Origin of the sequence: Spirillospora sp. CA-294931 (assembly GCF_050946795.1) — a bacterium.
Lineage (GTDB): Bacteria > Actinomycetota > Actinomycetes > Streptosporangiales > Streptosporangiaceae > Spirillospora.
This window is the reverse complement of sequence record NZ_CP192006.1, coordinates 3926503-3941781: the sequence shown is the minus strand read 5'-3', so window position 1 is coordinate 3941781 and position 15279 is coordinate 3926503. Positions and strand designations below refer to the sequence as shown.

Annotated in this window: 16 protein-coding genes, 4 tRNA genes and 1 pseudogene; 12 read left to right on the top strand and 9 right to left on the bottom strand. The window is 71.0% G+C overall.

The window, feature by feature from the left end; translation table 11 throughout:
* The first annotated feature begins 8 nt into the window (after window positions 1–8).
* Complete coding sequence (locus tag ACQPY4_RS17590) at window positions 9–701, top strand: hypothetical protein (protein ID WP_433337613.1); 693 nt, start codon at window positions 9–11, stop codon at window positions 699–701.
* A gap of 50 nt (window positions 702–751) precedes the next feature.
* Window positions 752–1291: a DinB family protein gene (locus ACQPY4_RS17585; protein WP_433337611.1), complete on the top strand. Its 540-nt coding sequence runs from the start codon at window positions 752–754 to the stop codon at window positions 1289–1291.
* A 9-nt stretch (window positions 1292–1300) separates the two neighbouring features.
* On the opposite strand, the gene ACQPY4_RS17580 is transcribed toward ACQPY4_RS17585, so the two are convergent.
* Together ACQPY4_RS17580 and ACQPY4_RS17575 are read right to left on the bottom strand one after the other, a co-directional pair.
* Entirely contained in the window at window positions 1301–3634 is a 2334-nt protein-coding gene (locus tag ACQPY4_RS17580) for an ATP-binding protein (protein ID WP_433337609.1), read from the bottom strand.
* A gap of 128 nt (window positions 3635–3762) precedes the next feature.
* Complete coding sequence (locus ACQPY4_RS17575; RefSeq protein WP_433337607.1) at window positions 3763–4860, bottom strand: TDT family transporter; 1098 nt, start codon at window positions 4858–4860, stop codon at window positions 3763–3765.
* A gap of 93 nt (window positions 4861–4953) precedes the next feature.
* Between ACQPY4_RS17575 and ACQPY4_RS17570 the strand changes: the two genes are divergently transcribed.
* The 7 genes from ACQPY4_RS17570 (at window position 4954) to ACQPY4_RS17540 (ending at window position 8166) form a co-directional block, all read left to right on the top strand.
* Window positions 4954–5880 (top strand): LysR family transcriptional regulator, encoded by a 927-nt coding sequence (locus tag ACQPY4_RS17570; RefSeq protein ID WP_433337605.1) that lies wholly within the window; start codon window positions 4954–4956, stop codon window positions 5878–5880.
* 7 nt (window positions 5881–5887) lie between these two features.
* Window positions 5888–6676, top strand: coding sequence for a universal stress protein (locus ACQPY4_RS17565; protein ID WP_433337603.1), 789 nt, complete (start codon window positions 5888–5890; stop codon window positions 6674–6676).
* Between the two features lie 129 nt (window positions 6677–6805).
* Complete coding sequence (locus ACQPY4_RS17560; protein ID WP_433337601.1) at window positions 6806–7750, top strand: CHAP domain-containing protein; 945 nt, start codon at window positions 6806–6808, stop codon at window positions 7748–7750.
* 12 nt (window positions 7751–7762) lie between these two features.
* Window positions 7763–7838: transfer RNA gene (locus ACQPY4_RS17555), tRNA-Gly, on the top strand.
* 73 nt (window positions 7839–7911) lie between these two features.
* Window positions 7912–7983, top strand: a tRNA-Gly gene (locus ACQPY4_RS17550).
* 29 nt (window positions 7984–8012) lie between these two features.
* Window positions 8013–8083: transfer RNA gene (locus tag ACQPY4_RS17545), tRNA-Cys, on the top strand.
* Between the two features lie 8 nt (window positions 8084–8091).
* Window positions 8092–8166, top strand: a tRNA-Val gene (locus tag ACQPY4_RS17540).
* Window positions 8167–8273: 107 nt separating this feature from the next.
* Here ACQPY4_RS17540 and ACQPY4_RS17535 read toward each other — a convergent pair.
* Both ACQPY4_RS17535 and ACQPY4_RS17530 read right to left on the bottom strand, forming a co-directional pair.
* On the bottom strand, window positions 8274–8465 hold the full coding sequence (locus ACQPY4_RS17535) for a hypothetical protein (protein WP_433337599.1): 192 nt from the start codon (window positions 8463–8465) through the stop codon (window positions 8274–8276).
* A gap of 38 nt (window positions 8466–8503) precedes the next feature.
* The gene (locus ACQPY4_RS17530) at window positions 8504–8794 is read right to left on the bottom strand and encodes a hypothetical protein (RefSeq protein ID WP_433337597.1); all 291 of its coding nucleotides are present in this window, start codon (window positions 8792–8794) and stop codon (window positions 8504–8506) included.
* A gap of 82 nt (window positions 8795–8876) precedes the next feature.
* Between ACQPY4_RS17530 and ACQPY4_RS17525 the strand changes: the two are divergent.
* Window positions 8877–8951, top strand: a pseudogene (locus ACQPY4_RS17525) (hypothetical protein); the annotation flags it as partial.
* A gap of 25 nt (window positions 8952–8976) precedes the next feature.
* On the opposite strand, the gene ACQPY4_RS17520 reads toward ACQPY4_RS17525, so the two are convergent.
* The 3 genes from ACQPY4_RS17520 to ACQPY4_RS17510 form a co-directional block, all read right to left on the bottom strand.
* Complete coding sequence (locus tag ACQPY4_RS17520; RefSeq protein ID WP_433339258.1) at window positions 8977–9246, bottom strand: hypothetical protein; 270 nt, start codon at window positions 9244–9246, stop codon at window positions 8977–8979.
* Between the two features lie 279 nt (window positions 9247–9525).
* Window positions 9526–10017: a hypothetical protein gene (locus tag ACQPY4_RS17515; protein WP_433337595.1), complete on the bottom strand. Its 492-nt coding sequence runs from the start codon at window positions 10015–10017 to the stop codon at window positions 9526–9528.
* A 127-nt stretch (window positions 10018–10144) separates the two neighbouring features.
* Window positions 10145–10381, bottom strand: a complete 237-nt coding sequence (locus ACQPY4_RS17510) for a hypothetical protein (RefSeq protein ID WP_433337593.1) — start codon at window positions 10379–10381, stop codon at window positions 10145–10147.
* Window positions 10382–10723: 342 nt separating this feature from the next.
* On the opposite strand from ACQPY4_RS17510, the gene ACQPY4_RS17505 reads away from it, so the two are divergent.
* Entirely contained in the window at window positions 10724–11095 is a 372-nt protein-coding gene (locus ACQPY4_RS17505; protein WP_433337591.1) for a hypothetical protein, read from the top strand.
* Window positions 11096–11279: 184 nt separating this feature from the next.
* On the opposite strand, the gene ACQPY4_RS17500 is transcribed toward ACQPY4_RS17505, so the two are convergent.
* Both ACQPY4_RS17500 and ACQPY4_RS17495 read right to left on the bottom strand, forming a co-directional pair.
* Window positions 11280–13595: an NACHT domain-containing protein gene (locus ACQPY4_RS17500; RefSeq protein ID WP_433337589.1), complete on the bottom strand. Its 2316-nt coding sequence runs from the start codon at window positions 13593–13595 to the stop codon at window positions 11280–11282.
* Between the two features lie 310 nt (window positions 13596–13905).
* Window positions 13906–14046: a hypothetical protein gene (locus ACQPY4_RS17495; protein WP_433337587.1), complete on the bottom strand. Its 141-nt coding sequence runs from the start codon at window positions 14044–14046 to the stop codon at window positions 13906–13908.
* A 35-nt stretch (window positions 14047–14081) separates the two neighbouring features.
* Between ACQPY4_RS17495 and ACQPY4_RS17490 the strand changes: the two genes are divergently transcribed.
* A complete protein-coding gene (locus ACQPY4_RS17490) occupies window positions 14082–14936 on the top strand; it encodes a hypothetical protein (RefSeq protein WP_433337585.1) in 855 nt (284 codons plus the stop codon).
* Window positions 14937–15279: the final 343 nt, after the last annotated feature.

Here is a 15279-nt window from a genome sequence, read left to right as displayed (position 1 = left end):
TCGGGCGGATGGACGGGAACTGGCGGCTGGTGTGGAGTCCCGAACCCAGGCGGGACGGGCTGGCGGCGTTCACCCGTATCGAGGACGACCGGGCGGGCTCGCATCCCGGCGAGCCGCACATCCGGGCGCTGGGCACGATGTACAGGTTCGACATCCATTACCCGCAGGATGTGGACACCTATCCCGACCGGCAGCGGCACGAGGTCAAGGACATGCGGATCGACGGTGCCGAGCGCCGCGCCGCCGAGGGCGAGTCATGGCGTTTCACCTGGTCGTGGTACCTGCCGAAGGCGCTGCGGGCGACGACGAGCTTCACCCACGTCCACCAGTTCTTCGCCTCGGGGCCCGCCGGCGGGCCGCTGATGATGACCTCGCTGCGGCGGCGCGGCGGGCGCGACCTCATCGAGCTCAACGCCCACCACGCCGGTGTCGTGGTGGGCGCCACCGGCCTCGAACCGCTGCGCAGCCGCTGGATCGACATCGAGCTCGAGGTGCTGTTCGCCACCCGGGGACGCGTCCACTGGCGGGTCAGCGCCGACGGCGTCACCGCCATCGACGTCGAACGGGACGGACTGGACACCTGGCTCGGCACACAAGGCATCTCGCCGAAGTGGGGCATCTACCGCTCGCTGAAGGACGCGCAGCGGCTCGGGGACGCGCATCTGCTGCTCAGAGACGTCAAGGCGTTCCTTCGCGAGTAGATCGCGATCGTCGATGAGGACTGTCGGAGGTGGCTGTTAGGGTCGTTCGCATGGTGACGCCCGTAGAGCCGCCTCCCGAGCCGCACGACCGCCTCACCGACCCGCGTGACCTGCTCGGCGGCTACCTCGACTTCTACCGTGAGACCCTTCTGCGCAAGCTCGACGGCCTGTCGGAGAAGGAGCTGCGCACCAGCGTGCTCCCGTCCGGCTGGACGCCGCTGGAGCTGCTCACGCACCTGACCCATGTCGAGATCCGCTGGCTGCGCTGGGGGTTCGCCGCCGAGCCCGTCGCCGAGCCGTGGGGCGACCGCGGCCCGGGCGACCGGGGCCCCGAAGACCGGTGGCACGTCCCCGACGACGAGACGCCCGAGCGGCTGCGCGCCGCCTTCCTGGAGACGTGCGAGCGGTCGCGCGAGATCGTCGCCGCGGCGGGGCTCGGCGAGTTCGGCCGGGTCGGCGGCCGCTTCGACGACGCGGCCACCGCGCCGTCCCTGATCTGGATCCTGTTCCACGTGCTCCAGGAGTACACGCGTCACCTCGGCCATCTCGACGTGGCCCGCGAGCTCACCGACGGTGTCGTCGGCGAGTAGCCCTCCCGGTCAGCCGCGCCTGGCGTACCAGGCCGCGATCTGGGTGCGCGAAGTGAAGCCCAGCTTGGCCAAGATGTGCTCCAGATGCGAGTCGACCGTCCGCTTGGCGATGACGAGCCGGTCGGCGATCTCGCGGTTGGTCATGCCCTCGGCGACCAGCCCGGCGATCTCGATCTCGCGCCGGGTCAGCACCCGCGCGGCCTCGCCGGGCTCAGCCGGGGGCTCGTCGTCGTCCGCGGGCGGCCGCTCTCCCAGGGCCGAGGCGACGGCGTCATCGGCGTCCCAGCGCAGCCCCGCCTCGTAGGCCGCCTGGTAGCCGATCTCGCCCAGCCGCAGCGTCGCCTCGGCCGCGTAGACCTCGCGCAGCAGCCGGTGGTGGGAGCCGAACATCGAGACCTCGGTCGACCTGCGCGCCGTCTCGGCCGCGCCCTGCAGCCGCGCCCCGCCCTCGGCGTCGCCCAGCGCCACGCGGCACAGGGCGAGCATGTCGAGGGCCAGCGCCATGCCCAGCTGGTCGTTGAGGTCGCGCTTGACGCGCAGCCCTTCGAGGATCTCGGGCAGCGCCCCCTGCGGGTCGCCCTTCAGCACCAGGGCCAGCCCTCGCAGGCACAGCCCGTACGAGCGCGACCACAGCTCGCCCGCGGGCTCGGTGATCGCGATCGCCTCGATGGCGTGCCGCTCGCCCGCGGCCGGGTCGCCGCCGAGCGTCGCGGCCGTGGCCAGGAACACGTGGAAGATCGGGACGAGCACGTCGTCGGTGCCCGCCTCCCGGTGGAGCCGGACCGACTCGGCGAGCAGGCTCACCGAGCGCGCCGGCTCGTCGGCGTACAGGGCCACGACGCCCTCGACGCCCTGGATGTAGGCCAGCCCGCACTGGTCGTCGGCCGCGTCGGCGCGCTCGCGCGCCCAGCGCAGCCATTCGGCCGCGTCGTCGAGGTCGTTCTGCATGGCCGCCAGCAGGCCGATCAGCGCCAGCGCCTCGGTTCTGGCGGCGTCGGGAGTGCCCTCACCGTCGGCGAAGATCCCCTTGATCTGGATGACCCGGGTGGCCCACAGCCGCGCCTCGCCGATCATGCCGTGCAGGGCGAAGATCCGGCCGAGGCCCAGCGTGGCCCGCACCAGCAGGTCGTACTCGGTGGTCTGGAGCCCGTACTCGACGGCGGCACGGACGTTGGCCTGCTCGCGCCGGAACCAGGCCAGCCAGCGGGGCTGGCCGTCGCCGCCGAGCTCGGCCCTGGCCCGCTCGATCATCTCGGCGTACCAGTGGAAGGCGCGGGCGCGCGTCCCGGCGGTCTCGCCGCGCGCCTCCAGCCGCTCGGCGCCGTACTCGCGGACGGTGTCGAGCATCCGGTAGCGCGCGGCGCCGTCGCGGTCGACCCGGAGCACGATCGACTTGGCCACCAGCCCGGTGATCCGCTCGATGATCTCCGCGGCGGGCAGCGCGTCGTCGGCGCAGACCTCCTCGGCCGCCCGCAGGTCGAAGTCGCCCGCGAACACCGACAGGCGGGCCCAGAGCAGGCGCTCGCCGTCGGAGCACAGCTCGTGGCTCCAGTCGATCGCCGCCCGCAGCGTCTGGTGCCTGGGCATGATCGTGCGGCGGCCCCGGATCGGGAGCATCCGCCGCTCCAGCAGGTCGAGGATCTGCTCCTCCGACAGCGCCCTGAGCTGGACGGCCGCCAGCTCGATCGCCAGCGGGATGCCGTCGAGCCGGCGGCACAGCCGCGCCACCGCCTCGTGGTTGTGCTCGGTGAGGTTCCAGCCCTGGACCACGGCCATGGCCCGCTCGGCGAACAGCGACACCGAGTCGCACGGCCGCTCCGGGTCGTCGCCGCGCTCGCCCGGACGGGTCAGCGGCGCCACCATCACGGTGTGCTCGCCCGCGATGTCGAGCGGCTGGCGGCTGGTGACCAGGACGTGCAGGCTCGGCGCGTTGCTCAGCAGCAGCTCGACCAGCATCGCGCACGCGTCGACCAGATGCTCGCAGGTGTCGATGAGGAGCAGCAGCCTGCGGTCGCTCAGATGCGCGACCAGCGTGTCGAGCTCGCGCGAACCGCCCTGGTCGGGCAGGCCGAACGCGTCGCCGACCGTTCTGGCCAGCAGGCCGGGCTCGCGCAGCGCCGACAGGTCGACGAAGCGGACGCCGTCGTCGAACGACTCGGCGACGCGGACCGCGGCGCGCACGGCGAGCCGGGTCTTGCCGACCCCGCCGGGGCCGGTCAGCGTCACCAGCCTCGACCGTTGCAGCAGCCGTGGGATCTCGGCCAGTTCGGCCCGCCGTCCGACGAAACTCGTGAACTCCGCGGGCAGTCGTCCCGACCGCTGTTCCAGCCTGGTTTGCGGCACCGTCGCCTCGGGTCAGGGTCCCGCCGATCCGAGGACCGGCACGTCAGGGGAGGACGTCAGGCAGCATCGTACCCACACTCCGACCAATCGCAACCATGCCATTACCCCCCGCAAGAGGTGCTGTTGCCCTATCCGCGCCGCAACAGCCGCCCGTCGGCCAGGCCACGCAGAGTGCCGGACGCGGCCGCGGCCCACGCGCACACCAGGACGGCGTACAGCGCGACCGCCACGGCCGTGAAGACGTCCAGTCCGGTGGCGCGGGCGAGACCGGCGGCACCCGTGACGCAGGTGCCCACCGGGAAGGTGAAGGCCCACCAGGTCATCGCGAAGGGCATGCCCTTCCGGAGGGCGCCGAGGTTCACCGTCGCGGCGACGGCGAACCACAGCAGGGCGAACCCCATGACCGGCACCCCGTATAGCAGCGCGAACGCCCGCATGGCCGCCGCGTATTGCGGCGCGGCCACACCGGCGGCGTCCGCGATCTGGTTCACGGCCGTCGTCGACTGGCCGAGGGGGCCGAGCACGAGAAACAGGGTCGGCGTGAGGGTCACGGGGGCCAGCCCGTCGTGGACGAGGCGCGTCCAGATCCCCGGCAGGACGACGAGGGTCGCCAGCAGGCTGAGCCCGAACATCCCGTAACACGCGAACAGGAGGGTGGGGCGTAGTTGCCCCGGGGGCAGATGCGGGATCAGAGCGGGGCCCAGCGCCGCCGCGACCATGGGCGCCACGATCGGCAGCAGCCACGTGGGGTTCGCGCTCCCCGCCTTGATCTTGTACCGGGTGAGCATCAGGTACGGGACGCCGAACGCCGCCGCCAGGGCGTAGACGGTGCCCGAGGTCCACAGGGCCAGGTCGACGACGACCGCAGCGCGCGTACCGATGACGTCCCGGCCGAGGACGAGCGTCCCGTAGCCGACGGCCAGCAGCGCCATCGGCGGGCAGCCGTAGAAGACCGCCGTGGCCGGGTCGTCCAGCAGCTGGGGACGCGCGACGTCGCGATGCCGGACCAGGTGGACGGCGCGCGCCGCGACCAGGGCGGCCAGCAGCGCGAACGACAGCGCCCAGACCGCCACCGCGAACGCGTGCAGGCCCGGGACGCCCAAGGGCAGGGCGTTCGCGCCGTTCGCCACGATCGCCGTCCCCATCACCGCCGCGTACCAGTTGGGCCCGAGATGGCGGAAGGCGCTCGAGCTCAGGGCCAGGGGCGGCGCGAGGGTGGCGGTCATGATCCCAGCGTGCGCATCCCGCGTCCGGCTCACTAGAGGTCATCGCCCTATGCGCCCATAACCGCGCCTTATGAGTGGTCATAGACTGGTCTCATGGCCCTCGCGCACCGCGTCCCCGACCTGGGCGCCCTGGAGCTGCTCCTGGCGGTCGTCCGCCTGGGCAGCGTGGGCCGCGCGGCCGCCGAGCTCGGCGTCACCCAGCCTGCCGCCAGCGCGCGCATCAGGTCGATGGAGCGGCAGATCGGCGTGGCGCTCCTGGAGCGCTCGCCGCGCGGGTCGCGGCCCACCGAGGCCGGCGCGCTGGTCGCCGAGTGGGCGCAGCAGGTGATCGGCGCGGCCCACGCCCTCGACGCCGGCCTCGGCGCCCTGCGCGAGGAGCGCGACGGGCGCCTGCGCGTCGTGGCCAGCCTGACCGTCGCCGAGTACCTCATGCCCGGCTGGCTCGTCGCGCTGCGCGAGGCCAGGCCCGGCACCGCGGTGACCCTGCGCACCGCCAACTCCACCGACGTCGCCGAGCAGGTCCGCGGCGGCGAGGCCGACCTCGGCTTCGTCGAGGGCGCCAGGAAGCCCGCCGGGCTCAGCGGGACGGTCGTGGCCACCGACCGCCTCGTCGTGGTCGTCGCGCCGCGGCACGCCTGGGCCCGCCGCTCGGCGGTCACCGCCGACGAACTCGCGTCCACCCCGCTGATCCTGCGCGAGCAGGGCTCGGGCACCCGCGAGATCCTCGACCGCGCCCTGGCCGCGTCCGGCGGGACGGCGCCTCCCCTGCTCCAACTGGCCTCCACCACGGCGCTCAAGGCGGCCGCCATCTCGGGCGCGGGTCCCGTCGTCGTCAGCGAGCTGGCCGTCACCGAGGAACTGGCCAGCGGGCGCCTGGTCACCGTCCCGGTGCCCGAACTCGACCTCAGGCGTCCGCTGCACGCGATCTGGCCGGCCGGACAACGCCCGGCGGGCCCCGCACGCGACCTCCTCTCCCTAACCCGGCGGGACGCGCATGACCCCACCTCCGATCGGGGATGATGGCCCCATGATCGGGGAACACGTTCTGGCCGGATTCGTCAACGACGCGGGCGGCAGGGAGGCGCTCGCGTTCGCGCGGGCGATCGTCGCGCTGACCGGGGGCGGCCTCACGGTCGGCAACGTCCACGCGCCCGACCGCCCGGGGGCCGCGGCGGAGTCGGAGACCATCCTGGAACAGGCCGACGCACCCGGGGCCGAGTTCGCCACCCAGGAGAGCCGAGGCTCGGGCCGGGGCCTGTCGGTACTGGCCAGCAAGACCGGCGCCGACCTGATCGTCATCGGCTCGCCCGCCGGGGGCGCGAAGGGCCGCGTCGGCATCGGCTCCACCGCCGACAACCTGCTGCACAGCGCCACCGAGGCCGTGATGCTCACGCCGTCCGGATACGAGCCGCCCGAACGACTGCACCGCATCACGGTCGCGTACGTGCGGCGCCCCCAGGTGGACGAGGCCGTCGTCCGCGCCGCGCTCGCCGCGCTCAAGCTGGACGTCCCGCTGCGCCTGCTCACCCTGGCCATCGGCGACGTCGACGACGACCGCCTGCGCGACGACCTCGCGCTGGCGATCCGGCTCGCCACCGATTCCGGCATCGCCCCCGAATCGGTCACCGCCGAGCTGGCCGAGGGCGACGACGTCGCCGAGGCCCTGAGCAGGGCCGAGTGGCCCGACGGCGAGATCCTGGTCTGCGCGAGCAGCGAGGACGCGACCGCCCACCGGGTCTTCGTCGGCGAGGTATCGCTCAAGGTTCTGCGGGCCGCCCCGTGCCCCGTCACGGTCCTCCCGAGGGGCTATTCCTGACGTAGTCCGTTTAGACCGGTACATCCGGAACCACTTGCCTCGCGTTTTTACCTCGGCTAGATTCCACCGAGACCGGAACGTGACCTTGGAACGGACCACCCGTCCGACCAGGTAGACGGGGGAGCTTCCTTGGACCCGATCGGCGGCAAGCTGCTCGAAATCGCCCGCGACGAACTCGGCTACACCGAGAAGGGCGACGGCTACACCAAGTTCGGCGACTGGTACGCCAAGAACATCGACGGCGACCACAACCCCTACTTCAAGACGGCCCCCTGGTGCGACATGTTCCTCGCCTGGGCCGCCGACAAGGCCGGAGTCGAAGAGCAGGCCGGCCAGTTCGCCGCCACCCCCGCCCACGCCAAGTGGTTCGACGAGCACGACGCCTTCGGCGACGAGCCCACCCCCGGCGCCGTGGTGTTCTTCGACTGGTCCGGCTCCAAGGACATCGACCAGATCGACCACGTCGGCCTCGTCGAGAAGGTCGACGGCAAGACCGTCCACACCATCGAGGCCAACGCCGACGGCTACAAGCTCATGCGCAAGACCCGCGACATGGACTCCATCGTCGGGTTCGGCTACCCGGGCAAGGTCGAGGTCGAGCAGAAGTACACCCCCAAACACGCCGCTCCCCCACCCAAGGTCGAGAACCTCACCGCCGCCACGCCCAACATCGCCAAGGCCCAGGAAACCGACGCCAAGGAACACCCCGAGTCGATCGTCCCGGCCCAGGAGATGCTCCTGGGCGGCCTGCTGGCCCTCGTCCTGTGCGGCACCGCCGCCCTCGCCGTCGGCAAGGCCGCCAAGGCCCCCAGCGCCGCGCCCATCCGCGTCCGCAAGCGCGGCAAGCACCACCGCCCCGCCACCGCCCCGGTCGAACTGCCCGTCGAGGTCACCACCGCCGACCTGGACGCCGCCGAGGCCGGCACCACGATCATGCCCGCCCTCTCCCTGGCCGCCGCCCACGAAGCCGAGGACCGCGAGTTCTGGGGCCGCATCGCCCACCTGGAGATGGACGAGGAGCTCTCCTTCTGGAACTCCCTGCACGACGAGGCCGTCCGCGAGACCGTCGGGTAAACTCAGAGTGTCGCGGACGTGGCTCAGTTGGTAGAGCATCACCTTGCCAAGGTGAGGGTCGCGGGTTCGAATCCCGTCGTCCGCTCCAGGAGGGCGGAGTGCGCAACCACTCCCAGATTCCGCTACAGTTGTCCACGCACCCCAGGGAAACCTGGGGGCAAGCGGAAGTGGCTCAGGGGTAGAGCATCACCTTGCCAAGGTGAGGGTCGCGGGTTCAAATCCCGTCTTCCGCTCTGAGGGGCCTTGCGGAAGGCCTCCCTCTGGTGGAGTGGCCGAGAGGCGAGGCAACGGCCTGCAAAGCCGTGTACACGGGTTCAAATCCCGTCTCCACCTCAAAGCACGGGCGATTAGCTCAGTGGGAGAGCGCTACCTTGACACGGTAGAAGTCACTGGTTCAATCCCAGTATCGCCCACCAGAATTCCCGCAGGCCAGGGCCTCGTTCCCCGATCAAGGGACGGGGCCTTCTGCTGTTGAGTGGCGAGATTCTGGAGATCATCCAGGTCTGAGCGCTACCGCGCTCCCCTACTCCCCCAGATCGAAGTCACCCTGGGTAAGCGCCTCGCGGAGCTCCAGTGGAACAATCATGAGCAGCTCGCGGCGTTCGGCCGCTGCCAGCTGGCTGACCGAGAGCTCCCAGCGGGCCTGCAAGGTCTCCAGCACGCGCCGCACCATTTCGGCGGTGACGTGCCCGTAGACGTGACCGATGCCTGACACCTTGTGACCCAGCCGTGCTCCGCGGGCAACCTCGGGGATCAGATCAGCGGCCAGCCAGGTTCTCTGCGCCGCAGCACCGCACCCCGGGCGCCAGTGAACACACGCCGGTATCGGCAGCTGTCGACGAGTACTTCGTAGAGGACCGCTAGGAAGAACGGCAACTCGATCCAGCGCCTGCCGGCCTTGCTCTTGGGACGCAGAGCCTCCTCGATCTGGCCGCCGGCCTCGCGGATCGGGCGCCGGATCGGGAATCGCCTCGCTGCCCGGTCGTAGAGACCCGGCCGCTGCGAGATCAGTTCCGACCACCGGGCGCCGGTGTAGGCGTCCAACAGCGTCAGAACGAAACCCGGGGCACCTCACATCTACGGCAAGGGCGGCGACATCGCCACCAACCGGCGCGAAGAACTGGAGATGACCGTCCTGTGCCTGCGCATCCTGCAGGCCGCTCTCGTCTACATCAACATCCTGATGCCGCAAGACGTCCTGGCCGACTCTGAGTGGGCCAAGCTGCTCAAGCCCGCCGACCGACGCGGCCTGACCCTTGTTCTGGCAGCACGTCCAGCCCTACGGCGAGGTGCGGCTGGATGTGGCCAAGCGCCTGCCGCTCGGCGGGCAGGCGCAGACTGGGCAGGCGCCCGCCTCCCAGTAACGCCGAGATCGACAGAAGACGGCCCGTCCCGGGCCGGGCGGATGCCAGCATCGCCACCATGAATTGGTGGCGCCGCAAGTCCTCCGCGCTCGATACGCCCGCATCCCGCACGCTGGCGAACAGTACTTCCACCGAGCCGTCACGCCCTCAGGCAGCCGGCGCCGACACACCACGCACTTCCCAGCACCGCCCACGCCAGGGTTATCCCCGGCGCCACCGCTCCCACCACACCAACCACAAGTTCAGGACCCCTCCGGGCGGGTTGTCGCACAGGACACTCAGCCGGTGGTGTCCTGCTCGTAGGGCGCGAACGCCGCGTCGGCGAGCACGGCCAGGCGCTGCACTCGGCCTGCTGCCCACCCCTGCGACCGCTGAACGGCGTCTCGTGCCGCAATCCAACGCCCGACTCTCTCACTCCTCGGGCAGGTACCGGCTCTTCACCTCGCGCGGTTCCGGCCCGGCGTCCAGGAACTCCGGGCGCTTCGGCGGCCCCTCCACGATCCGCGCCACCAGCGTCCCGGCCCCTGCCACGAAGAAGAGCCCCGGCAGGAACAGCAAGCACAGGGTCTGGGCGACGTACCAGCCGCCCGAGGCGTACACCCTCCCGTCGGGCGTCACGCGCACCGAGACGCGTCGGCCCTCGTCGTCGACGCTCAGGCCGTCGACCTCGACATGAGCCCGCGGCCGCCCGCCGCCGTCCAGGGTGAGGTCACCCCGGCAGTCGTCGTAATAGGACCCTTTGCCCCTATGCTCGCACTCGGTCACGTTCACCCGGCCTGTCCGGCCCCCGCCTGCCGAGGTGTAGACGACGGTCCCCACCATCCACACGAGTGCCGCCAGGAACGCCCCGGAGATCAGGGTGACGATGATCGGTACCGTCAGGGGCTTTCCGCGGGGGGTCATCCGGTTCCGTCATGGGGGCCACGTCCTCGCGGGCTCGGGGTCGGTGTTTCCCAAGATCGGACGCGGACGCGACGCGCCTGGTTCAGGGGACGGGGGCTTGGGCTTGGGGCACGGGTGGGGCGGGGGCTCAGGTGACCCGAGTGCGCTGGGTGAGGGCCACGCAGACAAGGACGGCGATGACGGGCAGGGCGGTGGTGACGTCGACCGTCTCGTTCAGGAGGGGACCGATCATCCAGCACGACGTAGCCACGCCCCTCCGAGGGGCACAGCAGCCGGGGGCGGCGGGCGGGGTGACCGCGTTGCCGAGCTGGCGGACCCGCGCGCGCTTGTTGCCCAGGACCTGGTAGTCCTCGGCGAACGCCATCCCCGTCGCGAGGGCGCCGGGTCGGCCGAACGCAAGGCCTACCGGGTGTACGCCACTCGCATCACAGCTGCTCAACAGCAGAGGACACCCGGCAACTAACCACGCCGCTCCGCCCGGCTCACCAGCCCCTGGCCGTATTGAATCCGCTACCTCGGGGCTCGTTTGGGGCTCATGACACGGTTCTTAGCGGCACCCCTGTAGTCCCTGGACCTGGGTCTTCTCCTTGGATCTATACCGGTTCTGGTATGTGAAGGGACCTCGGAAATCCTGAAGGTCATCGTTCTTCGTGTTCTTCGTGCGGCGGGAGTGAAGGCGAGGGGGCCAGGGTTAGCGCTGGCGGCGGTGAAGGATCTGCGGGTCGCGCGGGCTCCGGCGAGGGCGGAGGATCTGGAGGCGCTGGAGACCGACGTTCTGTCGGGGTTCGTACTGGCACGGGCGGCCGGGCTGTCCGACGGGACGATCTCCTCGGATGTGGTGCATCTGGAGCAGGTGCGGGCCTGGTTCGGGCGTCGGTTATGGGAAACGGAGCCCGCCGACGCCGATGCGTACTTCGAAAAGGTGCTGCGGAGCACGGCGAAGGGCAGGCGGTTGTCGCGGGCGCAGGCGCTGAAGACGTTCTTCCTGTTCCTGGAGCTTCTCTGCACTTTGTCAAGCACGCTCCGTGTTGGCCTGCTCGGTGGGGCATGGTCATCGGGGTTGAACCAGGAACAGTAGTTTCGCTGTTTGATCTTGTGCGGGTCTGGTGCCGGCAGCCGAACGACTAGTGGCGTGCTATCGGGCTCGGATCTTTCTGGACGGTCGGCTGCGCTATCAGTGCCGCGGGGGGGGCGGCGGCCCGTCGGGCCTTCCGGCTGTGCCGTCCCACGGTCTTGGGCGTGGGCGGTGTTGGTGTTGCCGGTCAGGTGGGGTGGTGGCTTCGGCCGGTGTTGCGCGGGGGCGGGTGGGTTGCGGCTAGGTGGTCGTGGAGTTCGGCGTGGCGGATCTGGTAGATGGGCCCTACCGCGCGGAGGAGTCCGAGGCGGTGGCAGTCATCCAGGAACGGCATCAGCCGGCGTGGCAGCAGGCCAGCCCGGTCCAGCCGCCAGGTGGCGACCAGGTATGCCAGCCAGGCCCGATGGGCCCCGGTCGCGTTGCCCGCGCCGCTGGCGAGCCCCACCCCGAGTCCGAACGCAAGCCCGCTCGCAAGCCCGTCCGCGAGTCCGGACGCGAGCCCGAACACGAGCCCGATCAGGAGCCCGCTGACGAGGCCGAAGACGCTGATACGGAGGAGATTCACGGTTCGGTCGGCGCGCCAGCTCCCTATCGGTGTCGTGGCGCGGGAGAGCTGGGCCGGTGTCTCCGCCCATTTTGTGAGCCCGCCCGCGAGCACGAACGCGAGCCCGAGTACGAACCCGGGGACGAGCCCGACCACGAGCCCGGTCAAGAGCACACTCGCGAGCCCGTCCGCGGGCCCGTCCGCGAGCCCGAGCACGAATCCACTCGCGAACCCGCGCGTGAACCCGCTCGCGAACATGGTCGCGAACCCGGTCGCGAGCTTGCGCACGAGTTCGGTCGAGCGTTGGCGGATGCGCAGGTCGGCGTACCCGGGTGAGTCCTGCTCCCAGGACCTTGCTGAGAACCCGACCATGAGCCCGAACACGAGCCCGAACACGAGCCCGGACATGAACCCCTCTATGAGCCCGCCCGCGAACCCGGTCACGAGCCCTTTTGCGAACCCGAACACGAGCCCGAGCGCGAGCCCGCCCGCGAGCCCGCCCATGAGGGTGGTGAGCAGCGCGAGGGTGAATGCGGTGGTGCGGGTGACGGCGTGAGTGGTGGCGGCCAGCCGCCACCAGGCGAAGTCGCGGGTTCCCTGGCCGCTGAGGTGGTGGGCGAGGTGACCCAGCCATTGCCGCACCTTGTCGGGGTCGTGGCGGCGGCGTGGCCGGAAGGGGTCGGCGCGGTTGCCGCTGGGGTCGCGGGTGGCGATCACGGCGTCGATGAGCCGGTCGAAGAGATGCGCCTGCAGTGCGGCGGGGGTGGGGAAGCGTACGGGGTCGGTCAGCTCGGCGGGGTCGGCGCCGGGGGCGGTGTAGACGGTGCGCAGCAGCCACAGTCCCAGCGGGGTGGCGGCCACGCCGGCCAGCGCCGCACCCGGCCCGCTCGCCGCCGTGCCGGGCGGGTTCTGGCCAGCTGGGGGTGTGGTGCGCAGGGTGTTGAGGGCCTGTCGCCAGGCCGGTCCGGGGTTGGGGGGCAGGCAGTGGGTGAGGTGGTCGGCGGCGGCCACGGGGGTCAGGGGACGGGGTTCCAGTACGGCGGCGGAGGTGATCACGTCCCCGGCCATGGTGACCGCGGCGGTGAACTCGGTGGTGCGGCTGGTCAGAATGAGCTGGTCGTCCCCGCCTAGGGACCGGTTCAGCGCGGTGATCACCGCGGTCTGGGCGGGCGGGGGCAGCTCGTCCAGCCCGTCCAGGACCGGCAGGATGTGCCCGCGCCCGGCCAGGGCCCGCGCCACCTCGGCACCCAGCTCGGGTGAGCGCAGCGCCGGATAGTCGCTGGCGAGCCGGTCGGCGATCCAGTCCTGCAGGCGGGGGTGGCGTCGGGTGTCCCAGCCGGCCACCGGCAGCAGAACCGGGACCGGCTCATCAGCGGTGCGGGTGGCCAGCAGGTGCAGCAGCAGTTGCAGCGCCAGGGTGGTCTTGCCGGTGCCCGGTCCGCCCAGGATCACCAGCCGGCGCCGTCGGGTGCGGCGGAACCGGTCGGCCAGTGCGCCGATGTCGGCGCTGGAGGCCGTCCACCACAACCGGGCCGGCCCACCGGCGGGTCCGGCGGAGGGATCGATGTTGATGGCATGGTCCATCAACTCGGCCGCCTCCGGGGTCCGCCACCGCACCGGGATCGGGTCGGGGTCGTCCAGCGACCGCAGCCGCGCCTCCTGCTTCCACTGCTGGTCCACCAGCTCGGCCAGCAACTCCTTAGCCTCCGCCAGGGTGTGCGCCGCCGGTGCTGCGGCGCCAAGCTGGCCGGAGCGCTGCCGGGCCCACCGCACCGTGCCGACCAGGGCCACTGCGGCGGCCAGAACGAGCCCGGTCAACTGCGCGCGGTCGGCCGCGTCCCCCAGCCCTGCCTTGCCCCTGTCGAAAACCGGGTCGAAGCTCCACCAGCCCAGCACCAGCACCCCGGCCACGGCCGCCAGGATCGCCAGCCACGGCCACCAGCCTCTGCCCCTACCCATGATCGCCATCTTGACGCCGAGCCCCCGCACCTTGCGGGTAAAAGTCCGCACCCACCCAATCCCGGCTCACCCGAACCCACCCGGCGGCCAGCCCGAAAACGGGGAGGGCTCGGCCACCGGGCAGCAGATCGCCAACCCTGAACGACCAACACGTCACAAAGCGAACGTTCAAACGCCTGCCTCATCCAAGATCGTTATTGGCGAGAACTTACTGTTCCTGGGTTCCTCAACCCCGTCATGTCGAGGCACGCCTGGCATGCCAAGGTTGAGCGGCGCGACCTTGGCGAGTCGGCGGGTCTGGTCCCGCTTATTAGCGGAGGAAGGTGATGGTGAGGTCGATGCCTTCGATCTCGCCGAGCCAGCCCTCGGCTTCGGCTCGGACCCGGCGGGCCAGCAGGTCGGTCTCGATCTCGTCGAGGCGGGGAAGCGTCCTCTGGTTGATGTTGATCATGGGGCATCTCAGGCAGGCGTGTTCAGGCTGGCAAGGTGTCCCGTAGGGCCGGGCGCATCACGTCCTACGTCGCCAACCAGTTCGGCGCCGGCGTGCGCGCCGCGATGGTCGCCTCGGGACGGTCCTGGATCTACCTGCGCGATGCCCGGCTGGATCAGGCGTCGGCGACCGCCGAGCGGTCCTACCGGATGATCGAGCCCCGCTACGGCGATCGGGACCTGCCGCTGCTGGCCACCTACGGATGGCACGTCACGTTCGCGGCGGTGGTCGCCGCCCGCGATGGCAACGTCGCGCTGGCCGATGACCTGCTCTCGCAGGGACACGCGGTCGCCGCCCGGATGGGCCAGGACGTGTCGGTCAACGGAACCGCGTTCGGGCCCGCCACCGTGCAGGCCCAGGCCGTCGGCATCCAGGTGTCGACCGGGCGGCCCGCCAAAGCGCTGGAGACCTACGCCGCCATCGGCGGACCAGAGCCTGGCCGCCTGGCACCGTCCACAGCCTCATCGCCGTCGAACCCGTCCACGTACCTGCGCCTCCTTGGCGCGGATGCCAGGCCCGGAGTCCTTGACCGCGACGCAGTGCGGCGGCGGGCACCCGAGCAGGTGGGCGTCGTTCCAGCAGGAACGGTCTACTGCCAGCCCCGCGTCCCGGTGTCTTCCCCCACGCGGAAGCGGTCCCTTGCTGCGCGCAGCGGGCAACGAACTTCCAGAATGACCTCGCGGGATGCCGGCCACGCCTCACCAATCGTGGTGTGGAGGTGTTCCTTGTTTTGGTGCCTCGCAGAGGACACGAACCTGCGCACAGGTCTCAGGGCATCTTGCAACACAACGAACAGAGTGAGGCTCTGTGCGGCATGCGGTGCCGCGCCAAGAGGACCGTCGGTTCACTGAGCCTGACGATCCAGCGAGCCCCCTTCTCCAAGATCTGGAGAGGAATGGGAGATCATCTTGGCGTCCAACGTCTCTGAACGGCGCTGAACCGACCTCAAGAGAGCCGCGTGACCTGCACAGATACCCAACACTGCGGGTCAGATCGTGCGTTTGCCTGCCGGGCTCTTGGGACGCGGCGCTTCCTGGAGCTGACTGCCTGCTTCCCGCAAGGGGCGCCGTACCGGGAAGGACTTGTCGATCGGGTCGTACTGTCCCGGCCGTTGTGAGATCAGCTCCGACCAACGAGCCCGGCGGCGGCGACCCTGATGCCCCCCTGCCTGGTCCGCCACCATCCGAGGTCGTC

Excerpts from the sequence above, each read along its gene's own strand:
- ACQPY4_RS17590 (WP_433337613.1), top strand. The coding sequence starts at position 9 with ATGGACGGGAACTGGCGGCTGGTGTGGAGTCCCGAACCCAGGCGGGAC.
- ACQPY4_RS17585 (WP_433337611.1), top strand. The coding sequence starts at position 752 with ATGGTGACGCCCGTAGAGCCGCCTCCCGAGCCGCACGACCGCCTCACC.
- ACQPY4_RS17575 (WP_433337607.1), bottom strand. The coding sequence starts at position 4,860 with ATGACCGCCACCCTCGCGCCGCCCCTGGCCCTGAGCTCGAGCGCCTTC.
- ACQPY4_RS17570 (WP_433337605.1), top strand. The coding sequence starts at position 4,954 with ATGGCCCTCGCGCACCGCGTCCCCGACCTGGGCGCCCTGGAGCTGCTC.
- ACQPY4_RS17565 (WP_433337603.1), top strand. The coding sequence starts at position 5,888 with ATGATCGGGGAACACGTTCTGGCCGGATTCGTCAACGACGCGGGCGGC.
- ACQPY4_RS17515 (WP_433337595.1), bottom strand. The coding sequence starts at position 10,017 with ATGACCCCCCGCGGAAAGCCCCTGACGGTACCGATCATCGTCACCCTG.
- ACQPY4_RS17510 (WP_433337593.1), bottom strand. The coding sequence starts at position 10,381 with ATGGCGTTCGCCGAGGACTACCAGGTCCTGGGCAACAAGCGCGCGCGG.
- ACQPY4_RS17500 (WP_433337589.1), bottom strand. The coding sequence starts at position 13,595 with ATGGGTAGGGGCAGAGGCTGGTGGCCGTGGCTGGCGATCCTGGCGGCC.
- ACQPY4_RS17495 (WP_433337587.1), bottom strand. The coding sequence starts at position 14,046 with ATGATCAACATCAACCAGAGGACGCTTCCCCGCCTCGACGAGATCGAG.